Source organism: Pseudomonas morbosilactucae (assembly GCF_023241665.1).
GTDB lineage: Bacteria > Pseudomonadota > Gammaproteobacteria > Pseudomonadales > Pseudomonadaceae > Aquipseudomonas > Aquipseudomonas morbosilactucae.
Genome location: NZ_JALQCX010000006.1, coordinates 21,236 through 36,071 on the forward strand (window position 1 = coordinate 21,236; position 14,836 = coordinate 36,071).

Here is a 14,836-nt window from a genome sequence, read left to right on the forward strand (position 1 = left end):
CCGTGGCCGAGGCGGCCAACATCGCCTACAGCACCTCGCTGCAAACCGACAACAGTGCCCAGCGTGGCACCACGGTGGTCACCGAGGCGGTGAATGTGATGCGCGACCTGGCCAAGCACATGCAGCAGGCCGGTGACGGTATCGAGGCCTTGAACGAGCAGTCGCTGGTGATCGGCACCATCGTCAAAACCATCAGCGGAATTGCCGAACAGACCAACCTGCTGGCCCTCAACGCGGCCATCGAAGCCGCCCGCGCCGGTGAGCAAGGGCGGGGCTTCGCGGTGGTCGCCGACGAAGTCCGGCAACTGGCCTCGCGCACCAGCAAGGCCACCGAGGAAATTGTCACGGTGGTGCGGCAGAACCAGGACATGGCCCGTGAAGCGGTAGCGCTGATGGCCGACGGCAAAATGCAGGCCGAACAGGGCTTGGCCCTGGCGGCCGAGGCCGGCACGGTCATCGTCGAGATTCAGGACGGAGCGCAAAAAGTAGTGAGTGCGGTGGGGCAGTTCGCCAACCAACTGTCCACTTAAGCCTCAGGGCTCGCAGAGGGGGGCATCGACGGTGACTGCTGCCCCCGGGCGGATGCCGTTACAATCGCTGCTTTTCCAGGAGCCTGCCATGAGCCCATCCCTGCGTCGCCCGGTCCCGCTGTCCAAAGCCTACCGCCTGCTCAACCATGGGCCCACGGTGCTGGTCAGCGCGGCCCATGGCGGGCAGCGCAACATCATGGCGGCGGCCTGGGCCATGCCCCTGGACTTCGAGCCACCGAAAGTCGCCGTGGTGCTCGACAAATCCACCTGGACCCGCGAACTGCTGGAGGCTTCCGGCAGCTTTGTGCTGCACGTGCCTTGTGTGGCCCAGGCCGATATCGTGCAGACCGTAGGCTCAACGTCAGGCCTGGAATTGAGCCGCGAACCGGGCCATGACAAGTTCAGCGCCTATGGCTTGCAGACCTTTGCCGGTGAGCAGGTCGAGGCGCCGTTGCTGGAAGGCTGTGTGGCCTGGCTGGAGTGTCGCCTGCTGCCCGAACCGCACAACCAGCAGCAGTACGATCTGTTCCTGGGCGAAGTGATCGCCGCCCAGGCCGATGAGCGAGTGTTCAGCGACGGTCGCTGGCACTTCGAAGGGCACGACTCACTGCGCACGCTGCACCATGTGGCCGGCGGGCATTTCCTCAGCATCGGTGCCGCGCTGGACGGCAAGTCCCTGGCGGACTGAGCCGCTGTACTTAGAACTTAGCACTCAGAGGGCGGTGTAACCGCCGTTGCGCTGTGCTCCAGGGCCGCGGCGAAGGCCATGAGTTTGGGCGAGCATTGCCGCGACGGTGGATACACCAGGGACAGCTCGCGGCTACGCCCGGCGAAGTCTTGCAGGATCGGCACCAGGCGCCCGTCGGCGACGGCGTCCTGCACCGCGAACTGCATCACTTGGGCGATGCCGAAACCGCCGAGCACTCCGTCTACCAGGGCGTCGCCAATATCGAAGATCAGACGCCCGGCCACCGCCACTTCCCGCTCCTTGCCCCGGTCCATGAACGGCCATTCCACCAAGCGCCCAGTGTGCAGGTTGCGCACCGTCAGGCAGTCGTGTCGCTGTAGGTCGTCGAGGGTCTGCGGCGCTCCGTGGCGGGCCAGGTAGGCAGGGGCGGCTACCGTGACCCAGTTCAGCGGCGGCAGGCGCCGGGCAATCAAGCGCTGGTCCTGGATGGGGCCGGTGCGCACCACGGCATCGAAGCCTTCTTCAATGATGTCCACCAGGCGATCGGTCATCACCGCCTCGATACACAGGTCGGGGTATTGCTGGGTCAATTCGCCGATCACCGGCATCACCACCTTGCGTCCGTACAACGACGGGGTGCTGATTTTCAGCACCCCGCTCGGCGAGTCGCGGCGGTCCAGCAGCAGGTCGCGGGTCTGGGCCAGTTCCGCCAGCAACGGCGTCGCCCGCTCCACCAGCACCCGGCCGTCCGGGGTCAGGCTGACGCTGCGGGTATTGCGTTGCAGCAGGCGCACACCCAATTGCTGCTCCAGGCGTGAAATGGCTCGGGACAGGCCGGACTGAGTCAGCCCCAGGTCGCTGGCGGCCCGGGTAAAACTGCGGGTTTCGGCGACCTTGACCAGCAGGCGCAGGGCGTTCAAATCCATGATTAAAGTCATTACTGAAAGAAGAAAGTCCGTATTTATCATTTCTGAGTCATCAGTGACACTGGCCGCCGATTTTTCTTTCAAGGACTCCACCCATGCCTTCTTCCGTCGTGCCGCGTCCCAGCGGCTGGATGCTGTTCTTGCTGGCCTGCGCCCAGTTGATCATCGCTCTGGACGCCACCATCGTGTTTGTCGCGCTGCCGGAAATCGGCCGTGACCTGGGCTTTTCCGCGCAGCAACTGCAATGGGTGGTGAGTGCCTACAGCGTGGCATTCGGCGGCTTCCTGCTGCTGGGTGGGCGGGCTTCGGACCTGCTTGGCAAACGGCGCTTTTACATGATCGGCCAAGGCTTGTTCGCCCTCGCGTCCCTGGCGGGCGGCCTGGGCGGCAGTGCCTTGCTGCTGGTGCTGGCCCGGGCGGTGCAGGGCGTGGGCGGCGCCTTGCTGTTCCCCGCGACCCTGGCCCTGATCAACACCCACTACGCCGAGGGGCCGGCGCGCAACCGCGCCTTCGCCGTGTGGAGCGCGCCTCGGCGCCGGCCTGGCCCTGGGGGCATTGCTTGGCGGTGTGCTGACTCAGTGGCTGGGGTGGGAGGCGGTGTTTCTGGTCAATGTGCCGTTGGCCGGTGCCTGTGGCTTGCTGGCCTGGCGCTGGATTCCCGCCGACCCGCCGGCGCAACCCGGTCGGCATTTCGATGTGAGCGGTGCGTTGACGGTGACCCTGGGCGGCACCTTGCTGGTGTTCTCCATCGTCCAGGCGCCCGAGTGGGGCTGGACGGCGCCGGCGACCCTGGGCTGCATGGCGCTGGCCTTGACCCTGCTGGGGCTGTTCGCCTGGATCGAGCAGCGTGGCCATGACCCGCTGATGCCTTTGCGGCTGTTCCAGCATCGCGGTTTGCGCCTGTCGATGTGGCTCACCGGTTTGTTCATGAGCAGCTTCGGCGTGCAGTACTACTTCCTGGCCTTGTACTTCCAGCAGGTCTACGGCTACAGCGTGTTGCTCAGCGGCCTGGCCTTCCTGCCGTCGACTCTGGTCTGCACCCTGGGCATCTGGCTGGCCGAGCGCATGCTGCGACGGTTTGGCCTGCGCGGCACCTTGGTCAGCGGGCTGCTGGCCGGTGCCTTGGGCATTGCCCTGGTGGCGTGGGCCCTGCCTCAGGGGCAGGGGTTCTGGGGGCTGTTGCCGGGCATCGTGGTCCTGAGTCTGGGCCAGGGCATGACGTGGACCGGCATGTGGGTGGCGGCCGGGCAGGGCATTGCCGCGACGGAACAAGGTGTGGCGGCGGGCATGGCGTCCACCAGCCAGCAGATTGGTGGGGCGCTGGGGTTGGCGTTGTTGGTGTCCCTGGCCAATGCTGCAACCCAGTCCAGCGACCTGGCCCACGGCATTCAACTGGCGGTGGCGGCGAGCGCCTTGCTGGCGTTGTTCGGCGCGGCACTGGCGTGGCGCCTGCGCCAGCCCTCGGCGGCACTGTTGCGCTGCGCCGAGGCCGGCTGAGCCCCCTGCTCCTCAGGGCGTATGCCGCAGAGCGCGAGTCAGATCCACACGTCGTTGGCCGCCGTGCGTTCACCGCCTTCACCGCCGGTATTGCGCACGCCCTTGGGCTCGATCAGCAGCAGTTTCACTTCCTCTTCGGCGTAGGGTTTATGTTGCTGGCCCTTGGGCACGACAAACATTTCCCCGGCGTTGAGGGTCACTTGGCCGTCGGGAAAGTCGATGCGCAGCGTGCCTTCGAGGACGATAAACGTCTCGTCGGTGTCCAGGTGGTCGTGCCAGATGAAATCCCCGTGCAGTTTCACCAGCTTGAACTGGTAGTCGTTCATTTCAGCGATGACCTTGGCTTGCCAGTGCTCGTTGATCAGGCCGAGTTTCTGCGCAAAATTCAGGCTTTGGTAAGGGGCGTGGGCGGCGGAAGTCGGGGTGGTGTTCATGGGGCGGATCCTGAGTCGAAGATTGAGCGCTCAGGGTAGCCAGGGCCGCCGGGGTGATTCTTGAACGATTGTGCGTGGCTCAGCGGCCATGCATTTTCAGCCAGCGTGCCGGCGGCAGGCCGTAGGTCTTGCGAAATTGCCGGGTCATGTGGCTCTGGTCGGCAAAGCCGGCCATCAGGGCGGCATTGGCCAAGGGCTGGCCCTGGATCAGCAGGGCGCGCACCAGGTCCAGGCGGCGCATGGTCAGGTAGCGATAGGGGCTGGTGCCGAACAGCAGGCGAAAGTCCCGGGACAGGCTCCAGCGGTCGCGCTCGCTGTGGGTCGCCAGTTGTTCCAGGGTGATGTTCTGGTCCAGGGCGCTGTGCATAAAGGCGCGGGCCCGCTCCGCCGCCCGGTAGTCAAAAGGGGCACCGGGGGCGGGTACGCCGGCAACGTTGTTCAGCGCGTGGGCCAAGTCGAACAGGGCGTCTTCCTGCTCCAGTGGGTCCAGCGGGCTGTCCATGCTGCGCAGCAACACATCGGTGGCGGCGAACAGGCGCGGGTCGGTGGACAGCCCGTTCTTGATAAAGGGCAATGGCTGGCCGCCGAGGATCTGCTGGATCAGCGCCGGCTCGACGTAAATCATCCGGTACTGAAAGCCGTCCTGGGTTCCGGCCTCACCGTCGTGGGCTTCGTCCGGGTGCAGCACCATGGTTCCGCCCGGCAGGCTGTGGCGCCAGCCGCCGCGGTACTGAAAACTCTGCACCCCGGACAGGGTGCGGCCGATGGCGTAGGTGTCGTGGCGGTGCATGTCATAGCCATGGCCAGAGAAATACGCCTCGATGCGCTCCAGCCCCTGAGCGGGTGGCGCACGCTGAACCCAATCGATCAGGGGGGCGGGTCTGGCCATGGGCGGTCCTGTGTTCGGCGTTGACGGAGGGCACTGGCCGCGACGCACTCGATGTCGCTGCCAGCGGCTAAAAATACCCGGATTCCAGCCCGAGTGCTGGGGTAAACAGCGGGGCGGTACCTGGCGGCGGGGTGCTGCAGGGCACACGGGCCGGCCAACGCCGGCCCGTGCCCGATGATCGCGGGTTCATGTCAGCAGCGGCGGTGCTGGATCGTTGTTCAGGTTTGTGTCGGCTGGGGAGCGCTGCAACGTCTCCGGCATGGCCACCAGCAACAGTACGAAGGCAGTGCCCGCTATGGCCGCGAGGGTCAGGAACGCCGCGCTGTAACCGGCTTGTTGCACCACCAGGCCGGCCAGGCCGTTGCTCAGGGCGGCGCCCAGGCCGAACACCGTGGACAGGGCCCCGAGGCTGACATTGAAGCGCCCGGTGCCCTGGGTCAGGTCCTTGACCACCAAGGGGAACAGCGCGCCGAAAATCCCTGCGCCGACACCGTCGAGCAACTGCACGGCCACCAGCCAATAAGGATCATCCGACAGGGTGTACAGCACGCCGCGCAGGGGCAGGATGAGAAAGCCGGCCAACAGCAGCGGCTTGCGCCCCCAGATGTCTGCCTTGGCCCCCACCAGCAAGGCCGCCGGTACCATGACCAGTTGCGCTGCCACGATGCAGGCTGACGTCAGGGGCGTGGCCAGGTGCAGGTTCACCAAGGAGAGTTTCTGGCTCACCAGCGGCAGCATCGCCGCATTGGCCAGGTGGAACAGCGCGCAGCATAGGGCGAACAACAGCAGTGGACGGTTGTGCAGCAATACGCTCAGCCCTGAAGGCTGTTCACCATGGGCCGGGCCTTGAGGGTCGAATCCGCGGGCCACATCGTGGTCGATGGCGTCGGGGTTGATGCAGGCGATGGCGATTACACTGGCCAGGGCCATCAGCGCCATCAGGTAGAACACCGCCACCGGGCCGAACAGGTACGCCAGGCCGCCGGCCAGCAGCGCGGCGCAGGCGTTGCCGGCATGGTTCCAGGTTTCATTGCGCCCGGTGCGGCGGGTGAAGGCCTTGGGCCCGGTGATGCCCAGGGAGATCGCTGCAATCGCCGGGGCAAACACCGAGGCCGCCGCCGCGCTGAGGGCCTGGGTCAAGGCCACCCACGTGAAGGAGGCGGTAAAGGGCAGTACCAGGCAACTGGCGGTCACCAGCAAGGCCGCGATGACCAGCAGGGCACGTTTGCCCCGGATGCGGTCGATCAGTGCCCCGGCGGGCGTCTGGGTCAGTAGGGCGGCGATGCCGGCCAGGGTCATCACCAGGCCGATGCTCGCCGGGTCCCACTGGTGAACGGCCAGCAGGTAAATCGCCAGGTAGGGCCCCAGACCGTCGCGAACGTCGGCCAGGAAGAAGTTGAGCCCGTCCAGTGAGAGGGCGTTACGACGATCGGCGGCTGTGTTCAAGACGATGCTCTCGGGCAGGGGGCAGCAGGGTATTAGCAATGACTCATGTTGAGTGACGGAAGTTTCAGGCGCCACTTGCCTTTGCGCGGCCTGCTGGTGCTTCATGCCTCGGCAGCCCGGCTGCGTGATGGACCAGCCCCCTTTAGACGACACGCCGACGTGTCTGGAGACCGAACATGGCAGTGACTTTCCGTCCGGTGGACGAGCAGGATATTGCGCGCATCTGCAGCTTTGCGCGGACCCAGGAAGAACAGTTTTTCTTCTTTCCCGCCGCCACCTGGCCGCTGACCCACGAACAATTGCGTGACTCCATTGCCCGCCGCTCCGACTCGACGGTGATCGAGCGCGATGGGCAGGTGGTGGGGTTTGCCAATTTCTACCGCTGGGAAACCGCCGGTGTCTGCACCATCGGCAATGTCATCATCGACCCCGAAGCGCGGTCCGGCGGCCTGGGCGCGCAGTTGGTCAAACACATGATCAGCATCGCCTGCGACCGGCACCAAGCGACGGAGGTGACCTTGTCTTGCTTCAACAGCAATGTGGCGGGGCTGCTGCTCTATCCAAAGCTGGGGTTTGTGCCCTTTGCCATCGAGGAGCGGGTGAGCAAGCAACAGGAGCGGCTGGCGCTGATTCACCTGCGCTATCGCCCCTGATCCCTTAGTGAACGGTCGCAGGAGCGGCCTATCACGCATCAGGCCATGAACCTAAACCGCTGAGGCGGCTGACCTTTAAAATCGGGGCGTAACCCATGAGTGCGGCAACAGAAGCATCGGTTTATCTTTTTTCCTACGGCACCCTGCAGGACAAGGCGGTCCAACTGGCCAACTTTGGTCGTGAGTTGCAGGGCCGCGAGGACGCGATGCTCGGTTATGAGCAGAGCTGGGTGGAAATCACCGATCCGCAGGTGCTGGCCACCAGCGGCAAGACCCATCACCCGATCCTGCGCCCGGGCTCGGCAAGCAGCGCGCCGATTCCGGGCATGGTGTTTCTGATTACGCCTCAGGAGCTGGCCGCGGCCGACAGCTATGAAGTCTCGGACTACAAACGGGTCAGCGTGACCCTGGCGTCCGGGATTGAAGCCTGGGTCTACGTCAGCGCCTGAGGGGCGGGGTCATTCGGGTGGCAGGAACACGCCGACGCAGGCCAGCGCCAGCACCACGCCACCCAGCACCATGAACACATAGTTGAGCGGCGTGAAGCGGTCGTTGCTGCGGCCTTCGGGGTCGCCAGCAGCGGCATTCAGGCCGCGTTGGCCGAGCCAGGTGACCCAGGCCAGCACCGGCAGCAGCACCAGGCTGGCAACGTCCACCAGCGGGTAGCCGATGTTGTTGCGCGACAGGGCGTCGACCAGGTTGGTGACGACCACGCCCACTACATAGAGGGTCGCCAGTTCACTAGGGCGCCAGTCATGGCTACGGCCATCTTGCTTGAGCCGAGCATCGGCTTCGCGGTACAGCGCGTGGGTGAAAAAGACCGCGAAGAACGCCCGGGCCACCGGCCAGATATCCCCACCATTGGCGAGCTTGAACTGTTGCCAGTTTTTGTAAGCCCAAAACAGCTGGTAGATGCCCAGGGTGAGGATGAAGAGGGTGAGGAACTTGCGCTGTGACACCACATAAAACGCTTGCAGCTCCACCGTCGGGGACGGGGTGACCAATTCTGCTTGTGGTGGGGCATAGAGATTGTCAGACACGATTACTCCTTGTTGAGGTCTGAAGGGGCGGCAACGTTAGCGCAGCTTGGTGGGTACGCCTAGTGCTGCTGTAGGCGCCCTTCGCTCAGGAGGCTGTCATCTGGCCTGGCCAGGCCTTGTGAAAACGCCTGCTCACCTCGGTGGCCCGTCGACGATCCCGGTGCTGGATCGGACGGGTACATCGGTACGGCGTGAGCGGGCGCCGGCCCTGGCGGGGCTCAAGACGACTTGCCGGGTTTGATCAGGCTCTGGGCAGGAATGCCGAACAGTTGGTGCAGTTTCCAGATCATGGGCAACGTCAGTGCCCGTTTGCCATTGAGCACTTCGTAGACACGGTTGGTTCGGCCAATGGCGGGCGCCAGGTCGGCCGCGGATAACCCGGACTGCTCCATGCGGAACCTGATCGCGTCGATCGGGTTGGGCAGGTCCACGGGAAACTGCTTGGCTTCGTACGCTTCGATCAGGGTGATCATGACGTCGAAGTAATCGCCTTCAGGCGTCCCTGGCTGGGGTTCGTTATCAAACAGAGGCGAGACGCTTTTCAGCGCTGCACGGTAGTCCTGGTCGGTGTGGATAGGACGAATGTTCATGCTGGTTACTCCATTTCTACGCTGTCGGCGTGAATGGCATCGTACTGTGAGTGGGTGCCTACGAACTTGATGTAGAGCGCGCCGAAGTCATAGGCCGGCGCCACGACCACTCGATACTCGTTCCCCTTGATGTTGAAGACCACCCTGCGACTGTTCAGAATGCTGGCGCTGCGATAGTGCTCCTTGATTTGCCCAGGGTTGGACCATGTTGCATTCCTTGCTTCATCGATCCAGGCCAGTAAGGGCTGTTCTGCGTCCGGGTGCTGGTCCCAGAAGGCCTTTAACTGACGGACTGCAATAATTCTCATGGCGTGATCCTGGTCCCGTTATGGGACTTTAATAAATCGCTGGGGGCATTAGCCGATGTACGGGCAGCTTGATCAGTCTGCCCGTAAAAACGCCTGCCCAGCGGTGATCAGGTCATGCAGAGAGGCCGGCGTGCACGTCATCCATCAGTGCCTTGCCCATCTCTGCCAGGTAGTGTGCAGCCCGCGCATAGCGGTCACTCTAGGGCTCCATCGCGGCCTCGCCAGCCCTTGGGTTTATCGGCGGTCGATCAATCCCCCAGTGCTTCTCCTTCACGTCGTGGGTCGGCGCCACCGGCCCAGGAGGTTTTGCCCTGGGCGTCGCGCACACGAACGATGGCCTGGGTGCCGCTGGTCATGTCGATCTCGTTCACTTCATGCCCCTGGGCCTGCAGCGCCTGTTTCAGCGCCGGGCTGAACTGGCCTTGTTCCAGTTCGGTAGGGCCGTTGCGGCTGCCGAAGTTGGGCAGACTGATGGCGGCCTGCGGGTCGAGGTTCCAGTCCAGCAGGCCGATCACCGATTTGGCCACGTACTCGATGATCTGCGAGCCGCCGGGGGAGCCGACGCTGGCCAGCAGTTCGCCGCTGGCGCGATCAAAGACCAGGGTGGGCGCCATGGACGAACGTGGGCGTTTACCCGGCTCGACGCGGTTGGCCACGGGCTGGCCGTTTTCCTCCGGGATAAAGGAGAAGTCGGTCATCTGGTTGTTGAGCATGAAGCCCTGGACCATCAGGTGCGAGCCGAAGGCTGCTTCCACCGTGGTGGTCATGGACACGGCGCCGCCCAGGTCGTCTACTGCCACCACTTGCGAAGTGGAGATGCGCATCGGCGAGCGGTCCGGCGCGTAGGCCACCTGGATGCCCTGGGGTTTGCCCGGCTCGGCCTTGCCCATGCTGCGTTCGCCGATCAGCGCGGCGCGTTGGGCCAGGTACTCAGGGGCGATCAGGCCGGCCACCGGCACGGGCACAAAGTCGCTGTCGGCCACGTACAGGCCCCGGTCGGCGTAGGCCAGGCGTTCGGCTTCGGCGATCAGGTGCACGGCTTGTGGCGCCGGCTCCAGGCCCGCCGGCAAGTGGGTTTTCTGCGGTTTGAGGGATGCCAGGGCATAGCGGGGATCGCGCTGCTCCAAGGCCTGCAAGGTGCCGAGGATTTGCGCCACCGCCACACCGCCTGACGAGGGCGGCGGCATGCCGCACACCTGCCAGCGTTTGTAATCGCTGCACAGCGGCGCGCGCTCTTTGGCGCGATAGCCTTGCAGGTCATTGAGCGACAGGCTGCCAGGGTTGGCATGGCCCTGGACCTTGGCGACGATTTCCGAGGCTATCGGGCCCTTGTACAACGCGTCCGGCCCTTCCTGGGCAATACGCTTGAGCACCGCCGCCAGCGACGGGTTTTTCAGCAGGGTGCCCACGGCCTTGGGGCTGCCATCGGCATTGAGGAAGTAGGCGGCCATGTCCGGGGATTTCGCCAGGTAGGGATCGGCGGCAATCATGCTGTGCAAGCGTGGGGATATCGCAAAGCCCTGTTCGGAGAGTCGGATGGCCGGCTTGAACAACTCGGCCCACGGCAAGCGCCCGTGTTGTTTGTGAGCCAGCTCCAGGGCCCGCAGCACGCCGGGCGTACCGACCGAGCGGCCACCGATCTGCGCCTGGGGGAATGTCATCGGCTGGCCGTTCGCCTGCAGGAACAACTGCTCGGTGGCGCCTGCCGGTGCGGTTTCGCGGCCATCATAGGTGCGCACAGCCTTGCCGTCCCAGAGCACGATCATCGCGCCGCCACCGATCCCCGAGGATTGCGGCTCCACCAGGGTCAGTACCGCCTGCATGGCAATCGCAGCGTCAATCGCTGACCCTCCCTTGCGCAACATCTCGCGCCCGGCTTCGGCCGCCAGCGGGTTGGCCGCGGCCGCCATGTGTTGGTCGGCATGCCGGGTCTGCAGGTCGGTGCGGTAGCCCGAAGCGATCTCCGGTGCGGCGGGCAGGGCGCTGGTGTTGGCGGGCGGGGTGTTGTGGCAGGCATTGAGGGTGAGGGCGGCGGCTATCAGCGAGAGGGTGGTAAGCCGGCGGTGACGCGGATGGAAGATCGAAAACACGCGTTGAACTCCGTTCACTGGGAAAAATGATGTGTCGTCCGTGACGGGAATCTACCGCACTCACGGGCCAAGAGGGGCGCGAACCTGTGCGTCGAGAGGATTCTGGAGGGGTGAGTCCTGGGTGTTTCCGGTTGCGCAATTGAAGCGGTCATCGATGGGGGCTTGGCGAGCTGGTTCGAAGTAACCGGGCGTACGACGGCTTTCGACGCGTTGCCAGCGCTGTGGATAAGACAGCATCGAATAGGGGGACGGGTCCTTCAGCGTTTCGTAGTGCAGGGACAGGTCGATCTGCACGGCGCCGTGCAGAAAGGGGCCTTCGACTGAAAGCAGGGAGCCGGTCAGCCAGGTGCTGTCCGGGCTTTCAAGGTAACCCGGGGCGGTGATGTGCAGCCAGGTGCGTCCGGCATCCTGGGAAAAATACAGACGCGGCAAACCGCCACCGCCGTGACCAAAACTCGGTGCCCGAATGATCGGGATGACCAGGTAGTCGGAGTTGGCGGCATCGATCATCAAGGGGGCGCCTTTACCCCGCACGGTGATGCCATTGAAGGTGCCAAAAGGCGCGACCGGCGTGTGCACGCCAAGTCGGGTGTCGGTGTAGTACACCATGTCGCCTGAACTGGCGATGACCGGCGAGGTGCCAGTGCAGAGTTTGAAGGTGGTCCGATCGATCTCGAAGAAGCGCGATGAGTCGATGCGATAGATTACCCGGCCGGGCAAGTACTGGATCGGTTCGGGGGCGCTGCTGCAGGCTCCCAGTACCACGCACGACATCAGGGTCCACTGCGTCCTTGCCCACATGAACATACGGCTCCTTGTTTCTGCTTGAATGCAGGGTCCGGCTTTATGGCCCGTCTGAAGCGCTTACGCAACACTGGCAATGCATTCGGCAGGGCTCGGCTTCCAGGAAGGCGCTGCTCGACACTGGCGTCATCCCTGGTACTTTTCTGCAGGCATAAAAAAACGGCCTACCTTGCGGTAAGCCGTTTTTAGTACTTGGTGGCTACACAGGGACTTGAACCCCGGACCCCAGCATTATGAATGCTATGCTCTAACCAACTGAGCTATGTAGCCAAGTGGCGCGCATTATTCGCTCAGAACGATAAAGCGTCAAGCGTTTTTATAAAAAAATTATCTACGCTATCAACCGTTTATCAAACTCCCCCTTCCACAGCCTCCTTTAGCAAGGGTGATGGGCAGCGCTGGAACCAGCGGCTGGCCTGTTCGTACGCGTGGGCCAGTTGCAGGACGGCGAAGTCGGCTTGGTGGCGGCCGATGATCTGCAGGCCCATGGGCAGGCCGTTTTCATTGAAACCGGCCTGTACGTTGGCCACCGGGCAGCCGGACAGGGTGCCGGGGATGACCACTTCCATCCAGCGGTGATAGGTGTCCATGGCCACCCCATCGATGCGCCGCGGCCAGGGAATGGTTTTGTCGAAGGGGAAGACCTGGGCGCTGGGCAGCAACAGGAAGTCGTAGCGCTCGAAGAGTCGATGCAGGGTCCGGTACCAGTCGCTGCGTGTCGCCGAGGCGGCAAAGATGTCGCTGGCGGACAGTTTCAGGCCATTTTCCACCTCCCAGCAGGCCTCCTCCTTGAGGTGGGGGCGTTTCTGCGGGTCGGCGTAGGCGCTGCCCAGGGAGCCGGCGACCAGCCAGTGACGCAGGGTGCGCCAACTGCTCCAGAGCCGCTGCGGAGTGAAGTCGACGGCTACCGGCTCAACCTCGCAGCCCAGGCTTTGGAAGTCGCCGAAGGTTTTTTCGCAGAGCTCAAGCACGCCCTTTTCCATGGGCAGGTAGCCGTTGAAGTTGCCCAGCCAGCCCAGGCGGGTGCCGTTGAAGTCGCGTTCCAGCGGTGCGCTGAAGGCCTCGCCGGATTCGGCAATGGACAGCGGCGAGCGGGCGTCGCCGCCGGCCTGCACCGAGAGCAGCAGCGCCGCGTCACGCACGCTGCGGGCCATGGGGCCTTCATAGCCGAGCTGATCGAAAAACAGGTCGGCGCTGTCGTCGAAGGGCACCCGGCCCTGGGACGGGCGAAAGCCGATGATATTGTTGAAGGCAGCGGGGTTGCGCAGCGAGCCCATCATGTCGCTGCCGTCTGCCACTGGCACCAGGTGCAGGGCCAGGGCTGCGGCGGCGCCTCCGCTGCTGCCGCCGGCGGTCTTGCTCGGGTCAAAGGCGCAGCCGGTGGCACCGAACAGCGGGTTGTAGGTTTGGGAGCCGAGGCCGAATTCCGGGGTGTTGCTCTTGCCGATCAGGATCGCCCCCGCGGCCTTGATCCGTTCCACCATGATGCCGTCGCGCTCAGGCACGAAGTCGCGGTACAGCGGCGAGCCCAGGGTGGTGGGAATGCCCCGGGTCAGCGACAGGTCTTTGATGGCGTGGGGCAGGCCGTGCATCCAGCCACGGTACTCACCGCGACCCAGCTCGGCGTCGCGCTGGTCGGCCTGGGCCAGCAGGTCCTCGGGGGCTTGCAGGCTGATCAAGGCATTGACCTTGGGGTTGAAGCGCTCGATGTGGTCCAGGTACGCCTGCATCACTTCCCGGCAGGACACCTGGCGCTGGCGAATATGTTCGGCGAGTTGGTGGGCCTGGAGCAGGACCAGTTCGCTGAGGGGAGTAGAAGTCATGGCAGCAGCCTTATGCTCGGCTAAAAGAAGCCCCGCCGCACAAGCGGGGGGGGGCAGGTCAACGCATCAGGTTGGTCCACAGACGGTCGGCCAGGCGGATCGCCCCTTCGCCGCAGGTCTGGCTGAAGACCACCTTAGTGCCCTCGGGAATGTGCAGCTCGGGGGCATCCTTCAGCCCGGCGTCGAGGAAGGGTTCCACGCCCTTGATCGGGCTTTGGTGCTTGAGGAAGTTCTGGGTCAGCGCAGCGTTCTCAGGCTGGCTGAGGAAGGCGATAAACGCCTTGGCGTTCGCCGGGTTCTTGCTGCCCTTGGGGATGACCATGTTGTCCACCCAGGCCAGCACGCCCTCTTTCGGGTAGAGGTACTTGAGGCTGGGTTTCATCTCCCGGGCGCGCATCGACGAGCCGCCCCAGAACATCGACATGTCGATTTCCCCGGCTGCCAGGTTCTCGCGGATCGAGCCCGCCTTGGAACTGTAGGTTTTCACAAAGGGTTTCTGCGCCTTGAGCAGGGTCAGCACCTGCTGCATTTGCTTGGGGTCTTCGCTGCACAGGGGGATGTTCAGGTACAGGCTGGCCATGTCGATGACGTCGCTGACCGAGTCGAACATGTTGATCCGCCCTTGCAGCTCTTTGGGCGGCTCGTAGAGCACTGCGTAGCTGTCAGCCGGGCCTTGGTAGCGCGCGCCGTCCAGGACCACGCTGGTGGTGCCCCAGATAAACGGCACCGAGTAGGCGCCTTGCGGGTCCCAGGTGGGTTTCTTCAGGTTGTCGATCAGGCTTGCGTAGTAGGGCTCCTGGGCCGGGTCGAAGCGTTCCAGCAACTGCTCCTTGACCAGGATCGGGATGAACTGGTGCGACGGGATCGCCACGTCATAACCGGTGCCGCCCTGTTTCAGCTTGGCCAGCAGAGTCTCGTTGGAATCGTAGGAATCCACGGTGACTTCGATGCCGGTCTGCTTCTGGAACTTGGCGAGAATCTCCGGCGAAAAGTAGCCGCTCCAGCTCACTACGTTGAGTTTCTCGGCGGCGTGCGTGGCCAGTGGCAGGCTCAGCAACAACGAGGTACCCAGGCTTGCGATCAACTTGCTCATGTCATTTCCCCAAGGTCAGTGGAAG

General features: G+C 64.1%; 14 protein-coding genes, 1 tRNA gene and 3 pseudogenes. 5 read left to right on the forward strand and 13 right to left on the reverse strand.

Translation table 11 applies throughout. The annotated features are described in order from the left end of the window. Positions 1-98: 98 nt before the first annotated feature. Together M1B35_RS32105 and M1B35_RS03520 are read left to right on the forward strand one after the other, a co-directional pair. A pseudogene (locus M1B35_RS32105) lies at positions 99-530 on the forward strand (methyl-accepting chemotaxis protein); the annotation flags it as partial. Positions 531-618: 88 nt separating this feature from the next. Beyond that, positions 619-1,218 carry a flavin reductase family protein gene (locus M1B35_RS03520; protein ID WP_268261233.1) on the forward strand — a complete coding sequence of 200 codons (600 nt, stop codon included), beginning with the start codon at positions 619-621 and terminating at the stop codon, positions 1,216-1,218. Positions 1,219-1,235: 17 nt separating this feature from the next. Here the strand turns inward: M1B35_RS03520 and M1B35_RS03525 are convergent, their stop codons facing one another. Beyond that, on the reverse strand, positions 1,236-2,144 hold the full coding sequence (locus tag M1B35_RS03525) for a LysR family transcriptional regulator (protein WP_268261234.1): 909 nt from the start codon (positions 2,142-2,144) through the stop codon (positions 1,236-1,238). Between the two features lie 131 nt (positions 2,145-2,275). On the opposite strand from M1B35_RS03525, the pseudogene M1B35_RS03530 reads away from it, so the two are divergent. Next, positions 2,276-3,641, forward strand: a pseudogene (locus M1B35_RS03530) (MFS transporter). Between the two features lie 38 nt (positions 3,642-3,679). On the opposite strand, the gene M1B35_RS03535 reads toward M1B35_RS03530, so the two are convergent. The 3 genes from M1B35_RS03535 to M1B35_RS03545 form a co-directional block, all read right to left on the reverse strand. Continuing rightward, positions 3,680-4,075: a cupin domain-containing protein gene (locus M1B35_RS03535; protein ID WP_268261235.1), complete on the reverse strand. Its 396-nt coding sequence runs from the start codon at positions 4,073-4,075 to the stop codon at positions 3,680-3,682. A 79-nt stretch (positions 4,076-4,154) separates the two neighbouring features. Further along, the gene (locus M1B35_RS03540) at positions 4,155-4,964 is read right to left on the reverse strand and encodes an AraC family transcriptional regulator (RefSeq protein ID WP_268261236.1); all 810 of its coding nucleotides are present in this window, start codon (positions 4,962-4,964) and stop codon (positions 4,155-4,157) included. 186 nt (positions 4,965-5,150) lie between these two features. After that, positions 5,151-6,410 (reverse strand): MFS transporter, encoded by a 1,260-nt coding sequence (locus M1B35_RS03545; protein WP_268261237.1) that lies wholly within the window; start codon positions 6,408-6,410, stop codon positions 5,151-5,153. A gap of 176 nt (positions 6,411-6,586) precedes the next feature. Between M1B35_RS03545 and M1B35_RS03550 the strand changes: the two genes are divergently transcribed. Both M1B35_RS03550 and M1B35_RS03555 read left to right on the forward strand, forming a co-directional pair. Then, complete coding sequence (locus M1B35_RS03550) at positions 6,587-7,063, forward strand: GNAT family N-acetyltransferase (RefSeq protein ID WP_268261238.1); 477 nt, start codon at positions 6,587-6,589, stop codon at positions 7,061-7,063. Between the two features lie 95 nt (positions 7,064-7,158). Then, complete coding sequence (locus M1B35_RS03555) at positions 7,159-7,512, forward strand: gamma-glutamylcyclotransferase family protein (protein ID WP_268261239.1); 354 nt, start codon at positions 7,159-7,161, stop codon at positions 7,510-7,512. 9 nt (positions 7,513-7,521) lie between these two features. Here the strand turns inward: M1B35_RS03555 and M1B35_RS03560 are convergent, their stop codons facing one another. The 9 genes and pseudogenes from M1B35_RS03560 to M1B35_RS03600 all read right to left on the reverse strand — a co-directional run bounded on the left by M1B35_RS03560 (position 7,522) and on the right by M1B35_RS03600 (position 14,811). Next, positions 7,522-8,103 carry a hypothetical protein gene (locus M1B35_RS03560; RefSeq protein ID WP_268261240.1) on the reverse strand — a complete coding sequence of 194 codons (582 nt, stop codon included), beginning with the start codon at positions 8,101-8,103 and terminating at the stop codon, positions 7,522-7,524. Between the two features lie 218 nt (positions 8,104-8,321). Continuing rightward, positions 8,322-8,693: a helix-turn-helix domain-containing protein gene (locus M1B35_RS03565; RefSeq protein WP_268261241.1), complete on the reverse strand. Its 372-nt coding sequence runs from the start codon at positions 8,691-8,693 to the stop codon at positions 8,322-8,324. Positions 8,694-8,698: 5 nt separating this feature from the next. Further along, entirely contained in the window at positions 8,699-9,001 is a 303-nt protein-coding gene (locus M1B35_RS03570) for a type II toxin-antitoxin system HigB family toxin (RefSeq protein WP_123337886.1), read from the reverse strand. Positions 9,002-9,113: 112 nt separating this feature from the next. Continuing rightward, positions 9,114-9,191, reverse strand: a pseudogene (locus tag M1B35_RS03575) (DUF3077 domain-containing protein); the annotation flags it as partial. A 58-nt stretch (positions 9,192-9,249) separates the two neighbouring features. Further along, the gene (ggt, locus tag M1B35_RS03580) at positions 9,250-11,091 is read right to left on the reverse strand and encodes a gamma-glutamyltransferase (protein WP_268261242.1); all 1,842 of its coding nucleotides are present in this window, start codon (positions 11,089-11,091) and stop codon (positions 9,250-9,252) included. 60 nt (positions 11,092-11,151) lie between these two features. Then, positions 11,152-11,892: a T6SS immunity protein Tli3 family protein gene (locus tag M1B35_RS03585; RefSeq protein ID WP_268261243.1), complete on the reverse strand. Its 741-nt coding sequence runs from the start codon at positions 11,890-11,892 to the stop codon at positions 11,152-11,154. 196 nt (positions 11,893-12,088) lie between these two features. Next, a tRNA-Met gene (locus M1B35_RS03590) sits at positions 12,089-12,165 on the reverse strand. 80 nt (positions 12,166-12,245) lie between these two features. Beyond that, a complete protein-coding gene (locus tag M1B35_RS03595) occupies positions 12,246-13,718 on the reverse strand; it encodes an amidase (RefSeq protein ID WP_268261244.1) in 1,473 nt (490 codons plus the stop codon). A 58-nt stretch (positions 13,719-13,776) separates the two neighbouring features. Beyond that, positions 13,777-14,811: an ABC transporter substrate-binding protein gene (locus M1B35_RS03600; protein WP_268261245.1), complete on the reverse strand. Its 1,035-nt coding sequence runs from the start codon at positions 14,809-14,811 to the stop codon at positions 13,777-13,779. Positions 14,812-14,836: the final 25 nt, after the last annotated feature.

Excerpts from the sequence above, each read along its gene's own strand:
- M1B35_RS03520 (WP_268261233.1), top strand. The coding sequence starts at position 619 with ATGAGCCCATCCCTGCGTCGCCCGGTCCCGCTGTCCAAAGCCTACCGC.
- M1B35_RS03525 (WP_268261234.1), bottom strand. The coding sequence starts at position 2,144 with ATGGATTTGAACGCCCTGCGCCTGCTGGTCAAGGTCGCCGAAACCCGC.
- M1B35_RS03535 (WP_268261235.1), bottom strand. The coding sequence starts at position 4,075 with ATGAACACCACCCCGACTTCCGCCGCCCACGCCCCTTACCAAAGCCTG.
- M1B35_RS03540 (WP_268261236.1), bottom strand. The coding sequence starts at position 4,964 with ATGGCCAGACCCGCCCCCCTGATCGATTGGGTTCAGCGTGCGCCACCC.
- M1B35_RS03550 (WP_268261238.1), top strand. The coding sequence starts at position 6,587 with ATGGCAGTGACTTTCCGTCCGGTGGACGAGCAGGATATTGCGCGCATC.
- M1B35_RS03555 (WP_268261239.1), top strand. The coding sequence starts at position 7,159 with ATGAGTGCGGCAACAGAAGCATCGGTTTATCTTTTTTCCTACGGCACC.
- M1B35_RS03565 (WP_268261241.1), bottom strand. The coding sequence starts at position 8,693 with ATGAACATTCGTCCTATCCACACCGACCAGGACTACCGTGCAGCGCTG.
- M1B35_RS03570 (WP_123337886.1), bottom strand. The coding sequence starts at position 9,001 with ATGAGAATTATTGCAGTCCGTCAGTTAAAGGCCTTCTGGGACCAGCAC.
- M1B35_RS03585 (WP_268261243.1), bottom strand. The coding sequence starts at position 11,892 with ATGTGGGCAAGGACGCAGTGGACCCTGATGTCGTGCGTGGTACTGGGA.
- M1B35_RS03595 (WP_268261244.1), bottom strand. The coding sequence starts at position 13,718 with ATGACTTCTACTCCCCTCAGCGAACTGGTCCTGCTCCAGGCCCACCAA.
- M1B35_RS03600 (WP_268261245.1), bottom strand. The coding sequence starts at position 14,811 with ATGAGCAAGTTGATCGCAAGCCTGGGTACCTCGTTGTTGCTGAGCCTG.